General features: G+C 35.7%; 22 protein-coding genes. 13 read left to right on the top strand and 9 right to left on the bottom strand.

All coding sequences use genetic code 11. The features are described 5' to 3' along the window. Positions 1 to 8: 8 nt before the first annotated feature. On the bottom strand, positions 9 to 1,076 hold the full coding sequence (aroB, locus tag Q0983_RS14440) for a 3-dehydroquinate synthase (protein WP_299554727.1): 1,068 nt from the start codon (positions 1,074 to 1,076) through the stop codon (positions 9 to 11). Between the two features lie 95 nt (positions 1,077 to 1,171). Here aroB and Q0983_RS14435 point away from each other — a divergent pair, with 95 nt between their 5' ends. Then, positions 1,172 to 2,350 carry a proline dehydrogenase family protein gene (locus Q0983_RS14435; RefSeq protein ID WP_299554724.1) on the top strand — a complete coding sequence of 393 codons (1,179 nt, stop codon included), beginning with the start codon at positions 1,172 to 1,174 and terminating at the stop codon, positions 2,348 to 2,350. On the opposite strand, the gene Q0983_RS14430 is transcribed toward Q0983_RS14435, so the two are convergent. From Q0983_RS14430 to Q0983_RS14415, 4 genes are all read right to left on the bottom strand, one after another. After that, a complete protein-coding gene (locus Q0983_RS14430) occupies positions 2,315 to 3,433 on the bottom strand; it encodes an SDR family NAD(P)-dependent oxidoreductase (RefSeq protein ID WP_299554722.1) in 1,119 nt (372 codons plus the stop codon). The genes Q0983_RS14435 and Q0983_RS14430 overlap by 36 nt on opposite strands. A gap of 99 nt (positions 3,434 to 3,532) precedes the next feature. After that, positions 3,533 to 4,126, bottom strand: a complete 594-nt coding sequence (locus Q0983_RS14425; RefSeq protein ID WP_299554719.1) for a sugar transferase — start codon at positions 4,124 to 4,126, stop codon at positions 3,533 to 3,535. Between the two features lie 2 nt (positions 4,127 to 4,128). Further along, on the bottom strand, positions 4,129 to 4,482 hold the full coding sequence (locus tag Q0983_RS14420; protein WP_299554716.1) for a hypothetical protein: 354 nt from the start codon (positions 4,480 to 4,482) through the stop codon (positions 4,129 to 4,131). A gap of 23 nt (positions 4,483 to 4,505) precedes the next feature. Then, positions 4,506 to 5,705, bottom strand: coding sequence for an alanine dehydrogenase (locus Q0983_RS14415; protein ID WP_299554713.1), 1,200 nt, complete (start codon positions 5,703 to 5,705; stop codon positions 4,506 to 4,508). A gap of 316 nt (positions 5,706 to 6,021) precedes the next feature. Here Q0983_RS14415 and Q0983_RS14410 point away from each other — a divergent pair, with 316 nt between their 5' ends. Continuing rightward, the gene (locus tag Q0983_RS14410) at positions 6,022 to 8,448 is read left to right on the top strand and encodes an outer membrane beta-barrel family protein (protein ID WP_299554710.1); all 2,427 of its coding nucleotides are present in this window, start codon (positions 6,022 to 6,024) and stop codon (positions 8,446 to 8,448) included. Here the strand turns inward: Q0983_RS14410 and Q0983_RS14405 are convergent. The 4 genes from Q0983_RS14405 to Q0983_RS14390 all read right to left on the bottom strand — a co-directional run bounded on the left by Q0983_RS14405 (position 8,445) and on the right by Q0983_RS14390 (position 11,587). Beyond that, positions 8,445 to 8,969: a hypothetical protein gene (locus tag Q0983_RS14405; protein ID WP_299554707.1), complete on the bottom strand. Its 525-nt coding sequence runs from the start codon at positions 8,967 to 8,969 to the stop codon at positions 8,445 to 8,447. The two genes, Q0983_RS14410 and Q0983_RS14405, sit on opposite strands and share 4 nt — an antisense overlap. Then, entirely contained in the window at positions 8,929 to 9,075 is a 147-nt protein-coding gene (locus Q0983_RS14400) for a hypothetical protein (protein WP_299554704.1), read from the bottom strand. The genes Q0983_RS14405 and Q0983_RS14400 overlap by 41 nt, the downstream gene beginning before the upstream one ends. A 185-nt stretch (positions 9,076 to 9,260) precedes the next feature. Beyond that, positions 9,261 to 9,683 (bottom strand): tRNA (adenosine(37)-N6)-threonylcarbamoyltransferase complex ATPase subunit type 1 TsaE, encoded by a 423-nt coding sequence (tsaE, locus tag Q0983_RS14395; protein ID WP_299554701.1) that lies wholly within the window; start codon positions 9,681 to 9,683, stop codon positions 9,261 to 9,263. A gap of 350 nt (positions 9,684 to 10,033) precedes the next feature. After that, complete coding sequence (locus Q0983_RS14390) at positions 10,034 to 11,587, bottom strand: bifunctional response regulator/alkaline phosphatase family protein (RefSeq protein WP_299554698.1); 1,554 nt, start codon at positions 11,585 to 11,587, stop codon at positions 10,034 to 10,036. Positions 11,588 to 11,648: 61 nt separating this feature from the next. Here Q0983_RS14390 and Q0983_RS14385 point away from each other — a divergent pair, with 61 nt between their 5' ends. The 11 genes from Q0983_RS14385 (at position 11,649) to fabG (ending at position 24,402) form a co-directional block, all read left to right on the top strand. Next, a complete protein-coding gene (locus tag Q0983_RS14385; protein WP_299554695.1) occupies positions 11,649 to 12,881 on the top strand; it encodes an HD domain-containing protein in 1,233 nt (410 codons plus the stop codon). A 113-nt stretch (positions 12,882 to 12,994) separates the two neighbouring features. Next, complete coding sequence (gene lpxD, locus Q0983_RS14380; protein ID WP_299554693.1) at positions 12,995 to 14,017, top strand: UDP-3-O-(3-hydroxymyristoyl)glucosamine N-acyltransferase; 1,023 nt, start codon at positions 12,995 to 12,997, stop codon at positions 14,015 to 14,017. After that, positions 14,008 to 15,414 carry a bifunctional UDP-3-O-[3-hydroxymyristoyl] N-acetylglucosamine deacetylase/3-hydroxyacyl-ACP dehydratase gene (locus tag Q0983_RS14375; RefSeq protein WP_299554690.1) on the top strand — a complete coding sequence of 469 codons (1,407 nt, stop codon included), beginning with the start codon at positions 14,008 to 14,010 and terminating at the stop codon, positions 15,412 to 15,414. Before lpxD ends, Q0983_RS14375 begins: the two co-directional genes overlap by 10 nt. 2 nt (positions 15,415 to 15,416) lie before the next feature. Next, the gene (gene lpxA, locus Q0983_RS14370; RefSeq protein WP_299554688.1) at positions 15,417 to 16,202 is read left to right on the top strand and encodes an acyl-ACP--UDP-N-acetylglucosamine O-acyltransferase; all 786 of its coding nucleotides are present in this window, start codon (positions 15,417 to 15,419) and stop codon (positions 16,200 to 16,202) included. Between the two features lie 4 nt (positions 16,203 to 16,206). Beyond that, on the top strand, positions 16,207 to 16,773 hold the full coding sequence (gene efp, locus Q0983_RS14365) for an elongation factor P (RefSeq protein WP_299554686.1): 567 nt from the start codon (positions 16,207 to 16,209) through the stop codon (positions 16,771 to 16,773). A gap of 65 nt (positions 16,774 to 16,838) precedes the next feature. Further along, the gene (locus Q0983_RS14360; RefSeq protein WP_299554683.1) at positions 16,839 to 17,783 is read left to right on the top strand and encodes a UDP-3-O-(3-hydroxymyristoyl)glucosamine N-acyltransferase; all 945 of its coding nucleotides are present in this window, start codon (positions 16,839 to 16,841) and stop codon (positions 17,781 to 17,783) included. 97 nt (positions 17,784 to 17,880) lie between these two features. Continuing rightward, on the top strand, positions 17,881 to 18,750 hold the full coding sequence (gene sucD, locus Q0983_RS14355) for a succinate--CoA ligase subunit alpha (RefSeq protein WP_299554680.1): 870 nt from the start codon (positions 17,881 to 17,883) through the stop codon (positions 18,748 to 18,750). Between the two features lie 166 nt (positions 18,751 to 18,916). Beyond that, positions 18,917 to 19,498 carry a sigma-70 family RNA polymerase sigma factor gene (locus tag Q0983_RS14350; protein WP_299554677.1) on the top strand — a complete coding sequence of 194 codons (582 nt, stop codon included), beginning with the start codon at positions 18,917 to 18,919 and terminating at the stop codon, positions 19,496 to 19,498. A 10-nt stretch (positions 19,499 to 19,508) separates the two neighbouring features. Further along, positions 19,509 to 20,267: a hypothetical protein gene (locus Q0983_RS14345; protein ID WP_299554674.1), complete on the top strand. Its 759-nt coding sequence runs from the start codon at positions 19,509 to 19,511 to the stop codon at positions 20,265 to 20,267. Positions 20,268 to 20,294: 27 nt separating this feature from the next. Beyond that, positions 20,295 to 23,558 (top strand): CHAT domain-containing tetratricopeptide repeat protein, encoded by a 3,264-nt coding sequence (locus Q0983_RS14340; protein ID WP_299554670.1) that lies wholly within the window; start codon positions 20,295 to 20,297, stop codon positions 23,556 to 23,558. 97 nt (positions 23,559 to 23,655) lie between these two features. Further along, positions 23,656 to 24,402 (top strand): 3-oxoacyl-[acyl-carrier-protein] reductase, encoded by a 747-nt coding sequence (fabG, locus tag Q0983_RS14335; RefSeq protein WP_299554667.1) that lies wholly within the window; start codon positions 23,656 to 23,658, stop codon positions 24,400 to 24,402. The last annotated feature ends 7 nt before the right edge of the window (positions 24,403 to 24,409 follow it).

Raw genomic sequence — 24,409 nt, 5'->3', positions numbered from 1 at the left:
AACTACCATTAACTAGCATAAAATTCAAAAGCATCAATTATGATATCGTCATCTACTTTACAATCAATTTTTGGCTTTCCTATAGCTTCAAGCAATACAAAATTGATGTTACCGTGATTATTCTTCTTGTCGTATTTAAGCAATTCAATTATTGGTCCATATTCCTCTTTGTCAATGGTCACCTTACCATAATACCCAAGGAATAAGGCCTTGATGCTATTCGTAGCTTCTTTTGGAAAACCTGATAATTCCGAAGAAATGTAACAAGCTAATATCATGCCTACTATGATGGCTTCTCCATGTAATAACGTGTATTTATTAGGGTTGCTCAAAAAGTAGGACTCTATGGCATGGCCTAATGTATGTCCGAAATTTAAAGTTTTGCGCAAGCCATCTTCAAATGGGTCGGCTTCAACTACGTCCTTTTTAATAATGACAGATTGGTGAATTAATTCGTCCAAATCAGCCAGATTAAGTGCTGATAGATCCTGAAACCTATTCCAGTAAGCTTCATCACTTATTAAACCGTGTTTTAGCATTTCTGCCAGACCGGACCGCATTTGATTTGCCGGAAGAGTATTTAAAAAATAAGAATCTATAAGCACCAGGTCCGGATCACTGATAACACCAATTTGGTTTTTTAAATGCCCCAGGTCAACCCCCGTTTTACCACCTACAGATGCATCAACCATAGAAAGAAGTGTTGTAGGCACATTTATATAGGCAATACCTCTCTTAAAAGTACAGGCTACAAATCCGCCCAAATCGGTTATAACCCCACCACCAATATTGATTACCAAACTTTTTCTGTCCGCGTCAAGGTCAGAAAGTGTATTCCAAACCCCAACACAAGTGTCAATGTTTTTATTTTCTTCGCCGGATTCTATTTCAATAATCTCAATTTCTGCGTTTGCCTCAAGTTTTTCTAAGAAAATAGGCAAGCAATGTTGATGTGTGTTTTCATCAACCAAAATAAATATCTTTGAAAAATTATGCTTCTTAAGATGTTTATTAATAGCTAAATAGCAGTCGTTATTAAAATGAATTGTACAATCTTTATAAGTAATAGAATCCATAAAATAATAGCATTTTTTAAGGCTGTGAAATTAAGGAGATTTTATATAAAATGATAACATATGGTTAATTATATTTGCACTAAATTTTAAAGATAATGCAAAAAAACGAGCGAATTTTTGATAATACCGAAATTGCTTTTTCGTTAAAAAACGATTCTGAACTGGAAAGAGCCTATTTTTTATTTAAAATGATTTCTATTGAGCCCCTGGTTAGGATTGGTACAGCGGCTACTAATTTTGCCATTAAAGCCAGACTACCAATAGAGGGTTTGATTCGTTCTACGGTATTTGACCATTTTTGCGGAGGCGTTAATGAGGATGACTGTTTGCCGGTTATAGATAAAATGTTCAAAAAGGGGGTGAGTTCTGTTTTAGACTATTCTGTTGAGGGTAAGGAAGAGGAAGGGGAATTTGATGCTGCCGCCAGAAAGGTCCTTAAAATAATTGATTTTGCTAAAAACATCGATGCTATTCCCATTGCTGTATTTAAACCGACCGGTTTTGGCAGGTTTGATTTATATGAAAAAGTAGGAAGCGGTATAGCCCTAACAAATAAAGAGCAAAGCGAGTGGCAAAAAGTAGTTGAAAGGTTTGATATAGTATGTAGAAGGGCGAAAGAAAATGACGTAGCTGTTTTAATTGATGCCGAAGAAAGCTGGATGCAGGATGCCGCTGATGATCTGGTGACCCAAATGATGAAAAAATATAATACTGAGAAACCTATAGTATTTAATACGCTTCAAATGTATAGACATGATAGATTAGAGTTCTTAAAAAAAGAGCACAAAAAAGCTATGGATGAAGGTTATTTTCTTGGTTGCAAGCTTGTAAGGGGGGCTTATATGGAAAAAGAAAATGAAAGGGCGGAAGAGCTAGGTTATGAATCGCCTATATGTAAAAATAAACTGGCTACAGATGAAAGCTTTAATAATGGGTTACGCTATGTCATTGATCATTTAGATGGTATATCGATTTTTTCAGGAACCCATAATGAAGAAAGTTCTTATTTACTTATGGAACTTATGGAAGCCAAAGGATTAAAAAATAACGATCCCCGGGTTTGGTTTGGGCAATTGTACGGTATGAGTGACCATATAAGTTTTAATCTTGCTAATTTGGGCTATAATGTAGCCAAGTATATTCCTTTTGGCCCTGTTAGAGATGTTATGCCCTATTTAATCAGAAGGGCGGAAGAGAATACCTCTGTTGCCGGACAAACAGGAAGAGAACTTAAATTATTAAATAGCGAAAAGAAGCGAAGGCGAATTTTGTAGCTGATAGATACAATCTTCTAAAATGGCTTTGACCTCTGTATTTTTCATTTCGGAGTTCACTGTTGATAATAGGTTGAAAGATACTTTCTCTTCGGAATAATCATGATGAGGCCTAACTTTTAAAATGTCAGTATGCTTAGTAAGTTCTAAATGCTCATTTTCAGAAAAAAGATCTTCATGTATCTTCTCACCGGGCCTTAATCCTATTATTTCAATTTTATGAGGGTTATCTCCTGTAACATGCTTTATTAGGATTTTAGCTAAATCTATTATTTTAATGGGGTTTCCCATATTAAAAGTAAATAAACACCCATCGTTTTCATCAAGGGCAGCCATTTTTAGTATCAAATAACCGGCTTTTACTTTACTTATAAAATATCTTGTAGTATCATAGCTGGTTAAAGAAACAGGCCTGCCTAAATGTATTTGTTTTAAGAAAATGGGAACTACAGATCCGCTTGAACCAAAAACATTACCAAATCTGGCCGATTTAAAATTTGTTTTGCCATAAGAGTTAAGGTAATTTAAATAGGATTCGGCTATACGTTTGGTCATACCCATTACATTAATAGGTTTTACTGCCTTATCGGTCGATATAAAAACAAATTTTTTAACGTTGTATTCCATGGATAGGTCAGCTATGATTTTTGTGGCAAAAATATTTAGCCTTACCGCCTCATAGGCATTTTCCTCCATCAAGGGCACATGTTTATAGGCCGCAGTATGAAAAATGACCGTAAAAGCATAAGTATTGAAAAGCCATCGCATGGCCTCCTGGTCTCTGATGTCTATTAAAACAAATTCTACATTTTCACGGGCATCCAGTTCCAGTTGCTTGACCAAATTGTAAAGAGGTGATTCCGCATTGTCAATCAACACCAGTTTTTTGAACCTGGTACCTAATAACTGACTAGTAACTTCACTGCCTATAGACCCTGCTGCTCCGGTAATGAGAATGGTATCGTCTTTAAAATTAAAATCTAGGGGTAATTTTGAACTGGAATTCCCGGGAAATAAATCAGAACCATCTATTAATTCTTGGATTTGCTGTACCGATTTTTGATCTATCCCAGTAGGCTGCATCGTTGAAAAGTTTGTTTTTGGGGTTGAAATACATTTGCAAAATATGAATAAATAGCCTTAAAGCCAAATTACGATGTCAAAAAAGTGCCTGTAAATGAACTATTTAGTGATCACTTTAACAAAAGTCAGAGCTATTAACTTGAGATCAAAAAAGAAATTCTGCTTTTGAATATACATTTTGTTATATCTAAGTTTATCCGGGATCACAGTATTAATAAAAAAATCTTCAGGGTCGTCAGCCGCTTTCAAAAGTTCTACTTCGTTTCTGTATTTTAATGAGGCAAGTCCGGTTATTCCCGGCCTTACACAGAAGATCTCCATATCATCTTCACTATAATAATTCACGTAATATCTAAGTTCCGGCCTGGGGCCGACAAAACTCATGTCGCCTTTTAAAATATTTATTAATTGCGGGAACTCATCAATTTTATAACGCCTTAGAAAATAGCCAACTTTCGTGACCCTTGAGTCGTTATTTCCCAAGGTTAACAAACCCTTTTTTTCAGAAAGCATACGCATGGTCCTGAACTTATAAATGTTGAAATCCTTATTGTTTTTGCCCACGCGACCTTGAATAAATAGAACAGGACCTTTGGAGTCTAGCTTAATTAAAATGGAAATCAGCAGCAGAACAGGGAATAAAACTATCAGGCCTATTATGGAAAAAACAACATCAAAACCTCTCTTAAGCATTGTTATTTCTCTATTTTAAGGTCTAATATTTTGGCAATACTATCGCAATTTTCAACACTTAAAATAGCTGTATCATCATTATAAAGTCCTTCAACCTTATAAATGCCGCAAGGTTCCTGCCTGGGATGGCTTTCCGAAAAATTAACATCCCCGAATTTTAAAATATGATTTATAACTGCGGAATCCTTTATAAATGCATTGGTGTAATACAGCTGTTTCGAGTTTATGTTCTTTAAAACTCTGGCTTCCGGGCCATAATCACAGGAGACTTTTTTACCGTTTAAGAAGAATGCCAAAATGATAAGCCCTATAGAGAGGCCACCTAAATAGTAGCCCAAACGTTGAATAAATTTCATTTGAATTGTTTTGCAGAGATTAATTAGAAAATGAGCAAGTTGGCGTCACTATAGCTCAGATCAAACCATTCTCCTACAGGTTTACTGGTTAAAATGCCGTGGTAAAAATACAACCCATTTCTTAAACCTCTATCAAATCTTAACGAATTTTCAATGCCACCGTCTTCGGCAATTTGCATTAAATACGGCGTAAAAATATTACTGATTGAAACTGAGGCGGTTCTGGGGTATCTTGCAGGAATGTTGGGGACACAATAGTGAATAACACCGTGCTTTACAAAAGTGGGTTGTTTATGTGAGGTGACTTCACTGGTTTCAAAGCAGCCTCCCATATCTATACTAACATCAATAATAATGGACCCTTTTTTCATGGATTGTACCATGGCTTCTGATACGACTATGGGGGACCTGTTTTTTCCTCGTACAGCGCCAATAACCACATCACATCGTTTCAGGGCCTTGGTGAGGTTTTTGGGTTGTATGGTGGATGTAAAGAAGGGCCTTCCCAAATTGGTTTGAATGCATCTTAGCTTGGTAATGGAATTATCAAAAACCTTGACATTGGCTCCCAATCCCATGGAACCTCTGGCGGCAAATTCTCCTACGGTCCCAGCACCTAAAATAACCACTTCCAAAGGCGGTACACCACTAATGTTCCCAAACATCAACCCGTTGCCGTTTTTGGTATCCGATAGCAATTCTGAGGCTATTAAAACCGATGCGGTTCCGGCCAGTTCACTTAACGACCTAACTGCCGGATAAGTGCCGTCTGCATCTCTGATAAACTCAAACGCTAAGGCTGTAATGCGTTTGGAAGCTAAGGCCTCAAAATATTTTTTAGTTTGTGTTTTTAACTGCAATGCCGAAATTAAAATAGCTTGTGGATTAATAAGCTTTATTTGCTCCAGGGTAGGCGGTTCGACCTTGAGGATCATGGGACAGGCAAAGACCTTGGCCGTATCTTTAGTGATCTCCGCACCGGCTTCGCTGTAATCTTTATCACTGAAGCTGGCACCTTCACCGGCACCGGACTCAAGTAAAACTTTGTGCCCGTTATTAACCAATGCAAAAACGGCATCCGGCGTTAAACAAATTCGTTGTTCCTGAAAATCGGTTTCTTTTGGAATACCAATAAATAACTCGCCTTTTTTCTTAAATATTTCAAGGGTTTCTTCTTGAGGTAAAAGCTCCTGTTTAGAGAACGGAGAAAGTTGTTTAGACATAATGGTTCAGTTAATGATTTTCTCAACAAGCTTAAAATGCGAGCTTTGAGCTAATTTATCTGAGATCCCGTTTTTCAACGGGATTAGTTTAACTAGCCATTTTGAATGTATTGCTTCGCAACTTTTCAAAATAGAGTTTCACTAATAAAAATCAAATTACAAATAAATTTTCTAATGTTGATAAAAACCAAAAAATAATTGATTTGGTTATCTGGTAGAAAATGTTTGGCTGTGGGAATTTTAATTAAATTCCCTGAGGTTTTTCCATAGGGCTTTTTAATTAAATTATGTTATGTTTGTATATACAAACTATTGTATGTTTAAAAGATTATTAACGCTCTCATTTTTATTCTTTTCTATAACTTGTTTTGCTCAAGATTTCGTTTTAGAAGGCCGTGTTTTTGATGAAAAGAACAACCCTGTGGCCTTTGCAAACGTGGTATTGCTCGATAATGATGTACTTATCACAGGTACAACAACTGATGACTCCGGTAGTTTTACAATAGAAGGCTTAAGTGCGTCTAATTACATCCTTAAAGTTACTTTTTTAGGCTATGAACCCATTGAAATGCCCCTTGATATAAAGGCAAACGTCAAACTTCAAAACATCATTCTTAAAGAAAATGTCGAAACACTTAAGGGCGTCACTGTAGTAGCCAAAAAACCGACTGTAACACGTATGGTAGACCGATTGGTGTTTAATGTGGAGAACTCTACGTTATCTAATAATAATGTGCTGGATGTTTTAAAACACACCCCGGGCGTGTTAGTATATGATGGTAGTATAACTGTTAAGAACGCTACGCCCATGGTTTATTTAAATGACAGGCGGGTGTATTTATCCGCCGAAGAAGTACAACAATTATTGGAAGCAACCCCTGCAAACAATATTAAAGCTGTAGAGGTGATCACCAGTCCACCGGCCAAATATGATGCTGAAGGTGGTGCTGTTTTAAATATAGTTACCAGTAAAAATATCATTGCCGGTTATAATGGCAGTGTGTTTGGTAATTACAAACAGGGATTTGAGTACCCAAAATATGCTTTGGGTACCAGCCATTTTTTTAAAACAAAAAAGCTTAGCACCTATATAAATTATAACGTAAGTCCCAGGAAAGATTTCAGGGAAAAAGATGAGTTTGTAAATTTTATTGATAATGGCTCAAACACTAGCAGTTGGGAAACGGATTATGGGAAAACCATAGAGTCCAGGTACAACGCTATCAATGCTAATATTGACTATGAATTTGATGCCAGAAATAGTATAGGGTTTACCACCAACATGTTAATAGCACCCCGAAAGCATTCTCAAACGGATGTCAACTCTATAACGGAAGTATTTGGTGCCGATAAAGTTTTAGATTCTACCTTCAATACGGCTAATAGTTCCGTATTAGAATCTTTTAACATGGCGTTTACTTTAGACTATATTCACAAATTTAAAAGGGCAGGGGAGCAGTTATCTATAAGTATGCATCATACCAATTATGATTATTCTGATTTTCAAAATGTGGATACGGATTACTTATTTCCGGATCAAAGTTTGATCAGGGACAACCGGTTTCAAACCTTTTCAAGCCAGGTAATTAAGCTTAATGCAGGACAGATAGATTACGAGTTGCCTATTGATGACGTTTCAGTATTTGAAGCAGGAGCCAAGGTATCCAATATCGATTCGGAGAGTGTTTTAACACAATATACGTTTGAAGGCGATACCAGGGTTGAGGATTTGCAAAATTCAGATACCTTTCTATATGATGAAACCAATTATGCCGCTTATATGAGTTATTCTAAAGATTGGAACGAATGGAGTTTAAAAGCCGGGTTACGAGCCGAATATACAGATATTAAAGGCAACTCCCTTTCAGCAAATGAGGTGAATAATAATGATTATTTAAAACTGTTCCCTTCTGTTTATATAACAAACAGGATCAATGATAATAATGAGGTTTATTTCAATTATAGCAAGAGGATTTTCAGGCCTCGATACAGTCAGTTGAACCCCTTTAAGTTCTTTTTAAACGATAATTCTTTTATAACTGGTGATCCTAAATTAGTACCACAGATAGATAATGTATTTACACTAGGCTATACATTAAATAATACCTATACATTTGAACTATATTACCGTTATGAAAATGATCCCGCTATTGAAATAGTGTTTCAGGATAATGATGACAACCTTTTGAAATATGTAAATACCAACATAGACAGGAGTATTTCGTATGGGTTTGACTTTACAACATACAGTTCCATAGCCAAAGATTGGGATCTATATGTGTTATCCTCTTTGTTTTATTATGATAATAGATATGTAAGTCTAGAAAGCAACAATCAATTGAATACTACTGATAAATGGTCTGTATATACTCAAATTAATAATTACTTTTCTTTGTTAAAAGATAAAAGCTTAAATGCAGATGTATCATTGTTGTATATATCTCCTATAGCAGACGGCCCTTCTATTATTAGTGACAGGTTGGGTTTAGATATCAATTTGCGCAAGAGTTTTTGGAATAATAAAGCCTCATTGAGTATTGGTGTTACAGATGTTTTTAATACTCAAAACTTTAATCAAGCTACCAAATATCTTAATCAGGATATTTTTATGAGATCTAGAATGGAAAACAGGCTTTTTACAATTGGTTTTAATTATAAGTTTGGGAATACTAAATTGAAAACTAAGAACAAAACTATTGATCTAAGAGAACGAGATAGATTAGAAAGAAGCGGAGAAAACTAAAAATAATCTTTAACTTTTGCCCAAAAGTTTTTTGGAGATAGTTTGAACTCCTCTTCTAATTCTTCCATAGTCTTACTGGCTTCATTTATTTTGTTAAAAATTCTGGCTCTTATTAAGTAAATGGAAGGTATAATAACCGCCATTACAGGTAATAGATATAATATTTGATTCGTTTCGGTAAAAAGAATTTCATCATTTAATATCTCAATTATATGGTAGACATACATGGCTATAGGCACAAAAATAACATGATACCACCAATGTCTATTAGTAAAAACCCAAACAAACAACAGAACCAATGGTATAAGTTGTCCCATTAAGGTCCAGACCAAAACTTGAACACTTTCATAATAATTACTAGTTATTGAACCAAAAAAAGTGTCCCAGGTCGCTTGATCTGGAACACTTTTCCATAATGTAAATAAATAAGGTGTTATAGCAATAAAAGTAGCTATAATACTACCTTGAACAAGGTTTTTCTTATTGGTGCTGTCCTGGAATCTTAACCTTTCTTTTGTCAATTTTTGCGGTTTGTTCTCCATTTTGATTGAATGCGTCAGCTGCCTGTGCTAAAAATAACATTCCTCCTAGTAATGCTATCGCAATTAAGTACTTTTTAGTTTTCATTTTATAAGGGATTTAATTAATTAATTACCCAAATTTAACTAAAGGCTAGGGTGTACTATTCAGCGAAATGTTAAAGAAATGTTAAAAAGAACTGTTTCGTCAATTTTGCAATGTGGTTTTCCCGTAAAACTTCAAAAACAGTGAGCTTTTAAGTGGTTTTTAGCATTATTTTCAGCGGGCTTTTTTTAGGTTAATTCTGGTTTAAAATTCAATTTTAACGTTCTGGAATTGTCATCATTTAAGGCAATGTCAATTCGGTCGAATCGTTCAGGGGCTATTTGTTCAATCAGTTCCGGCCATTCTACAATTACCCAATTATCAGTGTATAAATAATCTTCAATTCCGAAGTTAAATGCTTCTTCCAAATCGTTGATCCTATACAAATCAAAATGGTAGATCAATTGCTCGCCGGCCTCATATTCATTAACAATAGAAAACGTAGGACTGCTAACTTCATCGGTACTTCCCAGGCATTTAACAAGAGATTTAATTAAGGTGGTTTTACCAACACCCATGACTCCGTAAAGGAAAATGGTTTTGCTAGTCACGCTCTCAACGATCTCTTTTGCAACGGCATCTACATGATCTAATGAATAGTTTTTTTCCAAACTGAACAATATTTAGTGCAATATTATGAATATATTTTTGAAAAACCTAGAAAAAAGTGTATTTCATCGATGTTTTTTGCGTTACATAGATTATTTAGTCTGACTATAAACTGTTTAAAGGTTCTGAAATTGTCATTCTAAATCCTCTTTAATGGCTATTTTTTGTCGCAATAATTAACTTTTTAGCTGCTCCTCCCTTTTTTTAAAGGGAGGTGGATCCCGATGTCAATCGGGATTCGGAGGGTTAAATAAATAAAACGCTGCTTTCTTCCAGTGTTTCTTTTGGAAACCGACTCACATTACCCTCTTGAATTTTAAGAGGAGAGCTATAAATTATATATACCAGCATCCTACTTAGGACTAAAAACCACATAGGGAATGATCATTTCTTCTAAAGACACACCACCGTGCTGATAGGTATTTCTATAATAACTAACATAATGATTGTAGTTATTGGGGTAGGCAAAAAACAGATCGCCTTTCGCGAATATATAAGAACTACTCATAGTTATAGACGGTAAATGCAGTTCTTTAGGGTTTCTGGCTTCTAAAACATCTTTAGAATCGTAGGTCAGGCTGCGTCCCGTTTTGTATCTTAAATTCAAACTGGTGTCCCTGTCTCCTATAACTTTTGATGGATTCTTTACATTAATGGTACCGTGGTCTGTTGTTAAAATTAGTTTAAATCCTAATTGTTGCGCGTGCTGGATCATCTCTAAAAGCGGTGAGTTTTTAAACCAGCTCAGGGTTAAAGACCTGTAAGCTTTATCATTGGAGGCCAGCTCTTTTACAACTTCCATTTCGGTTTTGGCATGCGACAGCATATCAACAAAATTATAGACAATAACCGTTAGATCATTCTTTTTAAGTGTCTTAAAGTTATCCGCTAGTTTTTTACCGTTCCTTAAGTTGGTTATTTTGTGATATTCGTATTTTAAATTATTTAATCCCAATCGTTTCATTTGAGCGTCCAGAAAATCGGCTTCATGGAGGTTTTTCCCGCCTTCATCCGTATCGTTCTTCCAATATTGCGGATACAACTTCTGCATGTCACCTGGCATTAACCCTGAAAAAATAGCATTCCTGGCATATTGAGTAGCCGAAGGAAGAATGCTGTAAAAAGCTTCTTCTTTTTCCTTTTTGTAATAGTTATTAATGACCGGTTCAAAAACTTTCCACTGGTCATAGCGCAAATTATCAATGACCACCAAAACAGTTGGTTGCTCCTTACTTATTTCCGGAACCACGCGCTCTTTAAAAAGTGTGTGAGACATAATGGGAGCATCAGTATGCGGTTTAAACCAGTTTGGATAGTTCTTTTCAATAAACTTACCAAATTGAATGTTAGCCTCCGTTTTCTGAGATTCCAATATCTCAAACATACCGGTGTCTTCAATGTCTTCCAGCTGAATTTCCCAGTAAATCAGTTTTTGATATAGGTCTACCCAGGCTTCATATGAGTTCACCATAGCCATATCCATGGCAATTTTTCTGAACTCCTGCTGGTAGTTAGACGTGGTTTTTTCAGATACCAACCTGGAATGGTCCAGGTTCTTTTTTAAACTTAATAATATCTGATTCGGATTTACGGGCTTAATTAAATAATCCGCTATTTTGTTGCCAATAGCTTCTTCCATGATATATTCCTCTTCACTTTTGGTAATCATGACGACAGGTAGGGTGTCCTGCTTTTCTTTGATCTCATTCAAAGTTTCCAGGCCGGTTAACCCGGGCATGTTTTCATCTAAAAATACAATATCAAAATTAGTATCGTCAAGTATATCAATGGCATCACTGCCACTTCGGCAGGTGGTGACTTTATAATTGCGCTGTTCTAAAAATAAAATATGGGGTTTCAGTAAGTCTATTTCGTCATCAACCCAAAGTATTTGTATCGTATTCATTAAGGCGTTTTATTAAATGTTAATCTTATATTTGTGGGTAGATAACCACAACTTTTAAAGTTTGAACAAACTTAAAATATTAAACGACCCAATTTACGGATTTATTACGATTCCAAATTCCCTCATTTTCGATTTAATTCAACATCGGTACTTCCAAAGATTGAGGCGAATTACTCAAATGGGCATGTCTTATTTAGTATATCCGGGAGCACATCACACCAGGTTTCACCATGCCATAGGTTGTGTGCATTTAATGCAGCAAGCGGTTAATGTACTTCGTTTTAAGGGAGTTACAATTTCCGATGAAGAAGAAAATGCTCTTTATGCTGCTATTTTGTTGCATGATATTGGCCATGGGCCATTCTCCCATGCCATGGAACATAGTATTGTAGACAATGTGTCCCACGAAGAGATCTCCTTGCTTTTCATGGAGCGTTTGAATGAAGAATTTAACTCAAATTTAACGCTTGCCATCAAAATATTTAAGGGGGAGTATCACAGAAATTTTTTGTGCCAGCTAATTTCTGGTCAGTTAGATATGGATAGGGCCGACTATTTAAAAAGAGACAGTTTCTATACAGGTGTTGCGGAAGGTAATATAAATAGTGAACGTTTAATCACCATGTTAAATGTGGTAGATGACGAATTGGTTGTTGAAGAAAAAGGCATTTACAGTGTGGAGAAATTCATTGTTGCCAGGCGTTTAATGTATTGGCAGGTGTATTTGCATAAAACCGGTTTGGTCGCAGAACAATTATTGATCAGGGTATTAAAACGCGCTAAAGAACTACACGAAAAAGGTCGCAAATTATACGCCAGTAAAGGGCTGCTCTATTTTTTAGATCATAAAATATCCATAGAGAATTTTACAAAAGAGACTTTAGAAGTTTTTTCAGAGTTGGATGACTATGATATCATTTCAGCCATGAAACACTGGCAACACGACGATGATTTTGTTTTGAGTAAATTAAGTAATATGATAGTTAATAGAAATTTACTTAAAATAAAAGTCAAAAAGAAAAAAATAAAAGATGATAAGTTGGAAAGTTATATTAAGGTGTTGATGGCTTCCTATAATATAGAAAGGGAGGAAGCGGCGTATTTCGTATTTACAGGTAATATATCCAATCAGGCATACCAGTTAAAACAGAAACGCATTAACATCCTGTTTAAGTCAGGGAAAATTGCCGACATTGTTAAAGCTTCAGACCATCTTAATTTAAAAGCATTATCAAAACCGGTCACTAAGTATTACATATGTTATCCAAAAGAGCTTTTACAATTAAACGACTAGTTTTTAACCTCCTTTTAAATAAAAAGCAATAAGGGTAGGGTGTATGAAAAACTTTAGTACATTTTTCCTATTTTTGCGCTACTAAACTGAAAAACTACAAACTTTATCTTAGTGTGAAATTTACAGCACAACAAATAGCAGGGATATTAGAAGGCGATGTAGTGGGTAATCCAGAAGCAGAAGTATCCAGGCTATCTAAAATTGAAGAAGGAACAGAAGGTTCTTTGACCTTTTTGGCGAATCCTAAATATACATCGCATATTTATACTACAAAAGCCTCTGTGGCCATTGTAAATAAGAACTTTATTCCTGAAAATGACATTGACACCACATTAATTAAAGTGGATGATGCCTATAAGTCATTTTCAAAATTATTGGAATACTACAACCAGGTAAAAAACAATAAGGTTGGTATTGAAGAACCAAATTTTATAGCAGATACCGCAAACTATGGCGACAATATTTATATAGGAGCGTTTTCCTATTTAGGTAATAATGTATCCATAGGGCATAACGTCAAGATATTTCCGGATGTGTATATCGGTGATAACGTTACCATAGGAGATAACTCGGTGATCTTTTCTGGAGCTAAAATATATTCGGAAACTGTTATTGGTAACTATTGTGTTGTTAATTCAGGTGCTATCATTGGAGCCGATGGTTTTGGTTTTACGCCTAATGAAGCAGGGGAGTACAACAAAGTGCCGCAAATAGGAAATGTTATTTTAGAAGATTTTGTTGACATTGGTGCTGCTACTACCATCGATAGAGCCACATTGGGCTCAACTATTATTCGTAAAGGCGTTAAGTTAGATAATCAAATTCAAATTGCCCATAATGTTGAGATTGGCAAAAACACCGTCATAGCTGCACAAACCGGAATCGCCGGATCTACTAAAATAGGTGAGAATTGTCAAATAGGAGGCCAGGTTGGTATTGTTGGGCATATTACCATTGGAAATAACGTTAGGATACAGGCACAATCCGGTATTATAAGAAATGTAAAAGATAATGAAGTGCTTCAGGGATCACCGGCTTTACCTTATTCGGATTACAATAAATCGTATGTTCATTTTAAAAACCTACCTAAGATTGTTAAAGATATTAATGATTTAGAAAAAAATAAATGGGAATAATAAATACAGATGTAAAACAAAAAACCATTGGAAAGGAAATTTCTTTGACCGGTGTGGGATTGCACACCGGTAAAGATGTTACTTTAACATTTGCCCCAGCTCCAGCAAACTTTGGTTTAGCCTTTAAGCGCGTAGATTTAGAAGGAGCCCCGATAATTGAAGCCGATGCCAATTATGTAACCAATACACAACGCGGTACTTGTCTGGAAAAGAACGGAGTGACCATTCAAACGTCTGAGCATGTGCTTGCTGCTTTGGTAGGGATGGATGTAGATAATGTGGTTATAGAATTAAATGCCTCGGAGCCTCCGATTATGGACGGGTCTTCCAAATTCTTTGTCGAAGCTATTGAAAAGGCTGATGTGGTTGAGCTTGATGCTTTCAGAGAAGAATTTGAAGTAACAGACATTGTCTCCTATACCGATGAGGAAACAGGAAGCGAGATATTGGTGATGCCGGCAAAGGAATACCAGATCACTACCATGGTTGATTTTGGCACTAAGGTTTTAGGGACCCAAAACGCCACATTAAATGATATTTCCAATTTCAAGAAAGATATAGCCAACTCACGGACGTTCAGTTTCCTGCATGAAATAGAAATGCTTTTGGAGCATGGTCTTATAAAAGGAGGTGACTTGAATAACGCTATTGTTTATGTAGATAAAGCGTTATCTCCCGAGACCATGGAAAAACTAAGAGTAGCTTTTAAAAAGGATTCTATAGCGGTTAAACCGAATGGCATTTTAGACAATTTGACTTTGCATTACCCTAATGAAGCAGCAAGACATAAACTACTTGATGTTTTAGGAGATCTGGCATTAGTAAAAACGAGGATCAAAGGGAAAGTAATTGCTAATAAACCGGGCCATTTTGTTAATACGCAGTTTGCCAAAAAGCTTTCAAAAATAATTAAGAATGAACGTCGTAATAACGTGCCAAATATTGATTTGAATCAAGCCCCTTTAATGGATATTACTCAAATCATGGCGATGTTGCCACATAGACAACCGTTCTTGCTAATTGACAAGGTTTTTGAGCTCAGTGACAATCATGTTACAGCTATAAAGAATGTCTCCATGAACGAAGAGTTTTTTAAAGGGCACTTTCCGGGAGCTCCGGTAATGCCGGGTGTTTTAATTGTTGAAGCCATGGCTCAAACAGGAGGTATATTGGTTTTAAGCACCGTGCCTGACCCTGAGAACTATTTGACATTTTTTATGAAAATGGATAATGTTAAGTTCAAACAGAAAGTAGTTCCGGGTGATACTTTAATATTCAAATGTACGTTAATCACACCTATACGTCGTGGTATTTGCCACATGCAAGGGTATGCCTATGCCAATGGCAAACTTTGTGCAGAAGCAGAACTAATGGCCCAAATCACAAAAGTTAAATAATTATGAACCAACCACTTGCATACGTTCACCCTGGCGCTAAAATTGCTAAAAACGTAGTCATAGAACCTTTTGCAACCATTGATAATAATGTGGTCATCGGAGAAGGTACCTGGATAGGTAGTAACGTGACCATTATGGAAGGGGCCCGTATTGGAAAAAACTGTAGTATTTTCCCGGGATCTGTTATTTCAGCGATTCCTCAGGATTTAAAATATCAGGGAGAAGATACCACGGTTGAAATTGGTGATAATGTCACTATTAGGGAATGTGTTACTATTAATAGAGGTACTGCCGACAAAATGAAAACGGTTATTGGTAACAACTGTTTGATTATGGCCTATTGCCATATTGCTCACGATTGTGTTGTTGGTAATAACTGTATTTTTTCAAATAACAGTACATTGGCAGGCCATATAACTATTGGTGATTATGTGGTGCTGGCCGGTATGACAGCGGTTCATCAATTTGTATCCGTTGGAAATCACGCATTTGTAACGGGAGGGTCTTTAGTTAGAAAAGATGTACCTCCGTATGTTAAAGCGGCCCGTGAACCTTTATCTTATGTAGGGATTAATTCGGTTGGATTAAGAAGACGTGGATTTACTTCTGAAAAGATCAGGGAAATTCAGAATATATATAGAATCCTGTATCAAAAGCATTATAACAATACCCAGGCTTCGGAAATTATTGAAGCCGAAATGGAAGCAACGCCGGAACGCGATGAAATTCTTCAATTTATTAAGAATTCGCATCGGGGTATTATGAAAGGATATTTTAAATCAAATTAATTATATGGCTACTACAAGTGATATTAGAAACGGATTATGCATAAGATATAATCACGATATTTATAAAATTGTTGAGTTTTTACATGTAAAACCGGGTAAAGGTCCTGCGTTCGTAAGAACAAAACTTAAAAGTGTGACCACAGGAAAGGTTATTGATAACACGTTTTCTGCTGGACACAAGCTGGATGATGTTCGAGTGGAAACACACAAATTTCAGTACTTATACAATGAGGGGGAAACGTATCACTTTATGAATACTGAGGATTATTCTCAAATTGAATTACAAAAGAACACACTTGACAATCCGGGATTAATGAAAGAAGGCGAAGTGGTTACCGTTCTTATTAATTCTGAAGATGGCCTGCCACTTTCTGTAGAAATGCCGGCCAATGTTATTCTGGAAGTTACTCATACGGAACCGGGAGTTAAAGGAAATACTGCCACCAACGCAACTAAGCCTGCGACTGTTGAAACGGGTGCCATTGTGAACGTACCGTTATTTATTAATGAAGGTGATAAAATTAAGGTTGAAACCGAAAAAGGCACTTACAAGGAGCGTATTAAAGAATAGTTGTATTGTTTAATAAGATGTCACACTGAGCGTAGTCGAAGTATTTTCAAAATACCCTTTTCTAGATGAAGTTTCCAAAGCAGCACACTTTAAAGGACATAGCACAACTTATTAATTGCGACTATGTAGGCAACGATGATTTTCCCGTTTTGGGCATGAATGAAATTCATGTAGTTGAACCGGGAGATATTGTTTTTGTGGACCATCCCAAGTATTACGATAAAGCTTTAAATTCAGCAGCAACTATAGTTTTAATTAATAAAGAAGTGGCGTGCCCGGAAGGAAAAGCATTATTGATTAGTGATGATCCTTTTAGAGATTTCAACAAGCTTTCCAATCATTTTAAGCCTTTTAAATCGGCCAATAGTCAAATTTCAGACTCTGCTGTAATCGGTGAAGGTACTATAATCCAACCCAATTGTTTTATTGGTCATAATGTAACTATTGGTAAGTATTGTGTGATTCACTCCAATGTGAGCATTTATGATGATGCCATTATAGGAGACAACGTTACCATTCATGCCGGAACTGTTTTAGGGGCCAATGCCTTTTATTATAAAAAGCGCCCGGAAGGTTTTGACAGGCTATTGTCCTGTGGTAGAGTTGTTCTGGAAGACAATGTTGATTTGGGAGCAGCTTGCACTATTGACAGGGGAGTTACTGGTGATACCAGGATCAAGGAAGGCACTAAAATTGATAATTTTGTCCAGGTAGGTCATGATACGGTTATTGGGAAAAAATGTTTAATTGCCGCTCAGGTTGGCGTAGCCGGTTGTGTAATAATTGGAGACGAAGTGACTATTTGGGGTCAGGTAGGAATCACCAGTGGTATTACTATTGGATCAAAAGCTGTTATATCGGCTAAATCCGGAGTGAGCAAGTCCCTGGAAGGCGGTAAAAGTTACTTTGGGATACCGGCTGATGACTTCAGATCTAAATACAAGGAAATAGCTGCTATCAAAAAGATTCCTGAAATTTTAGATATGTTAAAAAATCAACAAAAAAATTAGCAGATTTTCATTAAAATAAATGGCATAATGCCTTAAAAAATTGCTGCAAAAAAATTACATTTGCTTTTCAATTTTATACATAATAAAATAAACACGTATGAGCGTTTTAGTAAATAAGGATTCAAAGATCATAGTACAGGGGTTTACCGGTAGTGAAGGTACGTTTCACGCTGGTCAAATGATAGAATATGGTACCAATGTTGTGGGTGGTGTGACGCCAGGCAAAGGCGGTCAAACACACTTAGATAAACCGGTATTCAATACGGTTGAAGATGCTGTAAAAGAAGTTGGTGCGGATACTTCAATAATTTTTGTACCACCGGCATTTGCTGCCGATGCTATTATGGAAGCTGCTGATGCCGGAATTAAAGTCATTATCACAATTACCGAAGGTATTCCCGTTGCTGACATGATTAAGGCATCAGATTATATAAAGGAAAAAGATTGTCGTCTAATAGGCCCTAACTGCCCTGGTGTTATTACGCCGGAAGAAGCCAAAGTTGGAATTATGCCTGGTTTTGTATTCAAAAAAGGTAAAGTAGGAATTGTTTCAAAATCAGGGACCCTAACCTATGAAGCTGCAGATCAGGTAGTGAAACAAGGGTTGGGAATTACTACAGCCATTGGTATTGGTGGTGACCCCATTATTGGAACCACTACCAAAGAAGCCGTGGAGTTATTGATCAATGACCCTGAAACAGAAGCTGTCGTTATGATTGGTGAGATTGGAGGTCAGTTAGAAGCAGATGCAGCCAATTGGTATAAAGAAAGTGGTAGCAAGAAACCTGTTGTAGGATTTATTGCCGGAGAAACAGCGCCTGCAGGACGTACCATGGGACATGCCGGAGCCATTGTAGGAGGAAGTGATGATACCGCTCAGGCGAAGAAAAAAATCATGAGGGCCTGTGGTATTCATGTAGTGGATTCTCCTGCAGAAATTGGCAAAAAAGTTGCCGAGGTATTGTAGGTACTTGCTTAAATAAGAAATTATATTTATTTTACAATCCGTTGACATAGTCAACGGATTTTTTATGTTAATAGGATATGCTGTTTTTAAACATTAATGTCTTAGATAACATTTTTCTCAAAAGAATAATTACAAATTAATAGCAACCCCTCTCTCTAAGTAACTAATGAAATTTTATGAAAACAACAATGATAGCATTATAGAAGGCATTAAAAATGGAGATCATGTTATCATTAAAGCGTTTTACAAGACACATTTGCCACGTATTACGCGTTACATTCTCAAAAATTCCGGAAATTTAGATGATGCCAGGGACATTTTTCAGGATGCCTTGGTTATTGTGTTTAAAAAAATAAAGAACAACCGTTTACACATTGATTGTGCTTTAGGAACCTATGTCTACGGTATTTGTAAATACCTTTGGTTAAACAGGCTGAAAAGTATGGGGAAAATGGAAGCATTTGATGCTGACTTCCTGAAACTACAGGACCCGACAGATGATGCTTTGGACATTATTGTGAAGTCAGAAAGAAAATCACTTGTACATAAATATTTGCTGAAACTGGGGGAGGGCTGTCAGGAAATTTTATTGATGTTTTTCGGAGGGTATAGCCTGAAAGAGATTGCTAAGCAAAAAGACCTTTCCGAAGGATATACCAGAAAACGAAAATTTTTATGCCAAAAGAAATTGATCGAATTAACGGAGAAGGACCCTAGGTTTAAGGAGTTTAGGGAAGTTCTTTTATAACAAGTAAATCATGGAAAGAACTCAGGAACTATTTGAAAAAATTGATGCTTACCTGAATGGAAAGCTCGAAGGGTACCATTTAAAATCTTTTCAGGAGGCTTTAAAGGTGGATGAGGCACTTCGGTCAGAAGTAGAAAAATATAGACTGGTACAGACTGCTTTAAAAGATAAAGAGGGGATTGCCTTTAGAAAAAAATTACAGAATATTGATTCCGAGCTTAAAAATGAATCCGCTAACAAAAAGCTCACGTTCAATATACCCCGGATAAATTGGAAGAGTGCAGCTGTTTTTGTCATTTTAATCAGTTTAATATCATTGGTGTATTTTCAGAATCTTAGTTCAGGTAAAAATGATCTATTCGCAAGTTACTATGTACCATATCCTATGGAAGATCTTACCCGTGGTGAAGAAATATCCAGCCATGCATCATTCAATAAATTGGCACTGAACTATAAGAATGAGGACTATGAAAAAGTAATTAAGATACTTGAAAATAAAGCGGAAACAGCGGCAAGTGATCAATTAAAATTATACCTGGGGAATAGTTACCTTAACGTAAATAAGGAAGACAAGGCCATCAAAGTATTTCAGTCTATTGATGAAGAAAGTGCGTTTTATGATGATGCCCGGTGGTTTTTAGCCCTTACCTATGTAAAAATGAATAAAGTAAATAAAGCAATCCCTGTTCTTAAAGAATTAAATGCTTATAACAATTTATATACTGGTAAAGCCTCAGAATTAATAAAAGCCCTAAAAAGAAATAAGTAATACCCTATAACACTCACATTTTATTATATGAAACCCTTTACTAAGCTTTTGTTTGTATTGGCTTTAATAACAGCTGATATATGTTTTGGTCAAACAGAAAAAGACACCCTGATTGCTTTTCAATACTATCAAAAAGCAGACTCCTTATTAACGGTTAAAAAATTTGATGAATCCATTGCTCTTTTTGAAAAAGCCTTGCCTGTTTACCAAAAAGCAAAAGTATGGGAACGAGTAGCGAGTTGTTATAATAAACTTTCGGAAAACCAACGGAGAATTCACGAATTAGAAAAATCAGTACAAAATGCAAACAAGGCTTTAAGTATTTGTGATACTTTTTTTTTAGAGAGTAATGCGGAGGAAGCAAATGCATATGAGAATTTAGGTGCTATTAATTATTATAATGTAAACTATAATATTTGTCTTTCTTATCTTCAAAGAGCATTATCAATACGCAAAAAAATATTACCTGAATATGATAAAAGGGTTTTAAAATCGTATTCGGATGTTGCTTTTATGTATAAGAAAATAAAAAAGCTAGAGCAAGCAATTACTTATTATGAAAAAGCCTTGGAAATTTCAATAAAAATTTATGGAGTTGAACACTATAGTACGAGTAGTTTATATGGTTGGATAGGAGCCACTTATCTGGATATGGAAAAACATAATATTGCTCTTAAATATTACAATAAGTTTTTGGCAGGCGCAATCAAAAATAAAAAGAATATAAATATTGCTCATGCTTATATGAATATAGGCGTACTTTATACAGAAACAAAACGATTGGATTTAGCTTTGGAACAATTAGAAAAAGCATTGTCCATTTTTAAAAGAGAAAACAAAATTGAAGAACTATACGGAATATATATGAGAATAGGGTATCTATATATTAATAAAGGTGAATATAACAAATCATTACAATATTTTAGAAAAAGTCTGGATATAGAAAAGAGTATGGATATGGGTGATAGATATCATCATTTAGGTACCGTTTATGAATATATTGGGTATGTGTATTATTATCAAAAAGATTACGAAAAGTCATTATACTATAACGCGAAGGCATTAGAAGTTTTCAAAAGAATATTTGGAGAAAATTATTATCGGGTATCGACTTGTTATGCTTTGACTGCAGGAGTTTTAATGAAAAAAAAAGAATATAAAAAGGCATTGATATATTTTAATAAATCTTTAAAAATAAACCGAAACATTTTTGGGGATAATAGTTCAAGAGTAGCCAGAACTTATATGAGTTTAGGGTTACTTTATACGGAACAAGAGGATTATGATACAGCGTTGAAGTATTATCAAAAAAGTTTACAAATTATACAAAATACGTCAAGCGATGTAGACATATTAATTTCTCTCTATATAAGTTTTGGAAAAGCATATATCAAATTGTACAAATTTCAAGAAGCCTTGATTTTTTTTAACAAAGCTATTGAGTGTAACACAAAGAAAAGATACATTAAAATTTATAAAAACAAATTTGATCCTGATCATTATCATAATTTAAAAGAATTATTTAGAACTCTTGCATGGAAGGCCAAAACATTACAAGAACATTATAAGATTGGTAAGAACTCAGAAGATCTTGACAAGAGTATTTTTTTATATCGAAATTTAGATAGGTTAACGGATTATATAAGACAATCGTATCTGAGTTATAAGGATAAAGTAAACCTGGCAAGACAAGTAAAGGTAATGTATACATATGCTATTACTGCTCAACTATTAAAGTATAGAGCTACTAAGGATTATGCTTTGCTTGAAAAAGTACGCTACTATGCGGAGAGAAGTAAATCCAATACCCTGAAAAACCTGCTTCTGGATCATAGTGCTAAAAATTTCTCAGAATTGCCCGAGGAACTATTAAAACTGGAAAGTGCTTTAAAATCCAATAGCGCCTACTATCAATCATGTATTACAGCAGAGCAAACAAAAGATTCTGTTGGTGTGGCAACCGTGCAGGAATATGAAGACAAGCTTTTTGATGTAAATCGCAGACAGGACTCTTTAACTCAAGTGTTGGAACAAGAGTATCCTAAATACTTCCAGTTGAAGCACGATAATAAAGTTATTACGGTTTCAGAAATTCAAGAAAGGCTTGATAAAAACACCACCCTGTTAGAATTTTTCACAACAGATAGCACCACCTATGCTTTTGGTATTTCAAAAAACAAGCTTGCATTTAAAGAATTGCAAACCCTTGAACTTGATGATAAAATTGAAGTGTTTCGAAAAGCCATAACGTCTAAAGACCTGGTGTCCTATAAACAGCTAGGAAATGAATTATATAATACACTCATCCATCCTTTAAAAGAAACGCTGGTAGGTAATGAACTTATCATTATTCCGGATGGATCCCTGTGGCATCTTAATTTTGATTTGTTATTAACTAAAGAAGACACTTCGGAAGCACCAAGTGATTTGCCATATTTATTAAGAGACTATGCCATTTCTTATGCCAATTCGGCAACACTGCTTTTAAAGCCGTTTCAGGACAAAAAACAGAAAGCACAACAAGAAGGGTGTTTAGCCTTTTCGTTTTCAGATTCTACAAGTGTTGTAGAGGCTAAACCGATACGTCTGGCAGCATTACGAGATACCGCAGAAGATCTTCCCGGAACACGTAAAGAAATCAAAGCCATAGCGGATATTATTGACGGGCAATACTATTTTGGCTCCGATGCTGATGAAGCCAACTTTAAGAAAAATGCTGGTCGATATAAAGTCCTTCACTTAGCTTTACATGGCGATGTTGATAATGAACGACCGGAGAATTCCAAACTCTATTTTACCAAAAGCAAGGACACCATTGAAGATAGTTATCTATACGGCCATGAATTGTTTGCTTTAAACATTCCAACAGAGTTAACAGTATTAAGTGCCTGTAATACAGGAACCGGGAAAATAGCTAAAGGTGAAGGTATTATGAGTTTAGGACATGCCTTTCAATATGCAGGCACTAAAAGTTTACTGTTAAGCAGTTGGGAGGTGCCGGATGAGACTACCCCTGAACTTATGAAGTATTTTTACACGAATCTTAAAAGCGGTATGAATAAATCAAAAGCACTGCAACAGGCTAAATTGCAATATTTAGAGCAGGCCGATATTTATAAAGCCGCCCCGTTTTACTGGGGAGGTTTTTACCTGGTAGGGGATAAGGCTCCCATTGATTTTGGTATGGATCCCATATGGTATTGGGTAATAGGATTGGTGTTTCTTGCAGTTTTAACAGGGGTTATTTTTTTAGGTAGAAAAAATAAGAGGATCCCACCTAATACCAAATAATATAATCACGAAAATCTTGTGAGGTTTTTATATTTGAAACAACATGTAATTAGTATATTTGAACATAAACTATTTTAAGAAATTAGATAAATAACATATGAAACTATTAGAAGGAAAAACGGCTATCATTACAGGAGCCAGTAGAGGTATTGGAAAAGGTATTGCACAAGTGTTCGCTGAACAAGGTGCTAATGTAGCCTTTACATATAGTTCGTCGGTTGATGCGGCAAAAGCACTGGAAGATGAGTTAAATGCTTTAGGCGTTAAAGCAAAAGGTTATCAAAGTAATGCTGCTAGTTTTGAAGAAGCACAAAAGCTAGCCGATGACGTAGTAAAAGAATTCGGGAGTATTGATGTTTTAGTTAATAACGCCGGAATTACAAAAGATAACCTGTTAATGCGTATCAGTGAAGAAGATTTTGACGCCGTTATTGAAGTGAATTTGAAATCGGTTTTCAATATGACTAAAGCTGTGCAGCGTACTATGCTGAAACAGCGTAAAGGCTCTATCATTAACATGAGTTCGGTGGTGGGTGTAAAAGGCAATGCCGGACAAACCAATTATGCAGCCTCTAAAGCCGGTATTATTGGATTCTCAAAATCAGTTGCTTTGGAGTTAGGCTCAAGAAACATACGTAGTAATGTGATTGCTCCCGGTTTTATAGAAACAGAAATGACCGCTAAACTGGATGAAGAAGTAGTTAAAGGATGGCGTGCCGGAATTCCTTTAAAACGAGGTGGAACGCCTGAAGATGTAGCTAATGCGTGTGTGTTTTTAGCAAGTGATATGAGTGCCTATGTAACTGGGCAAACCTTAAACGTTGATGGCGGAATGCTAACCTAAAATCTGT

This window comes from Seonamhaeicola sp., assembly GCF_028281565.1.
Classification (GTDB): Bacteria; Bacteroidota; Bacteroidia; order Flavobacteriales; family Flavobacteriaceae; genus Seonamhaeicola.
Note: the sequence above shows the minus strand (reverse complement) of the source record. Positions and strands in the feature narration are given on the sequence as shown.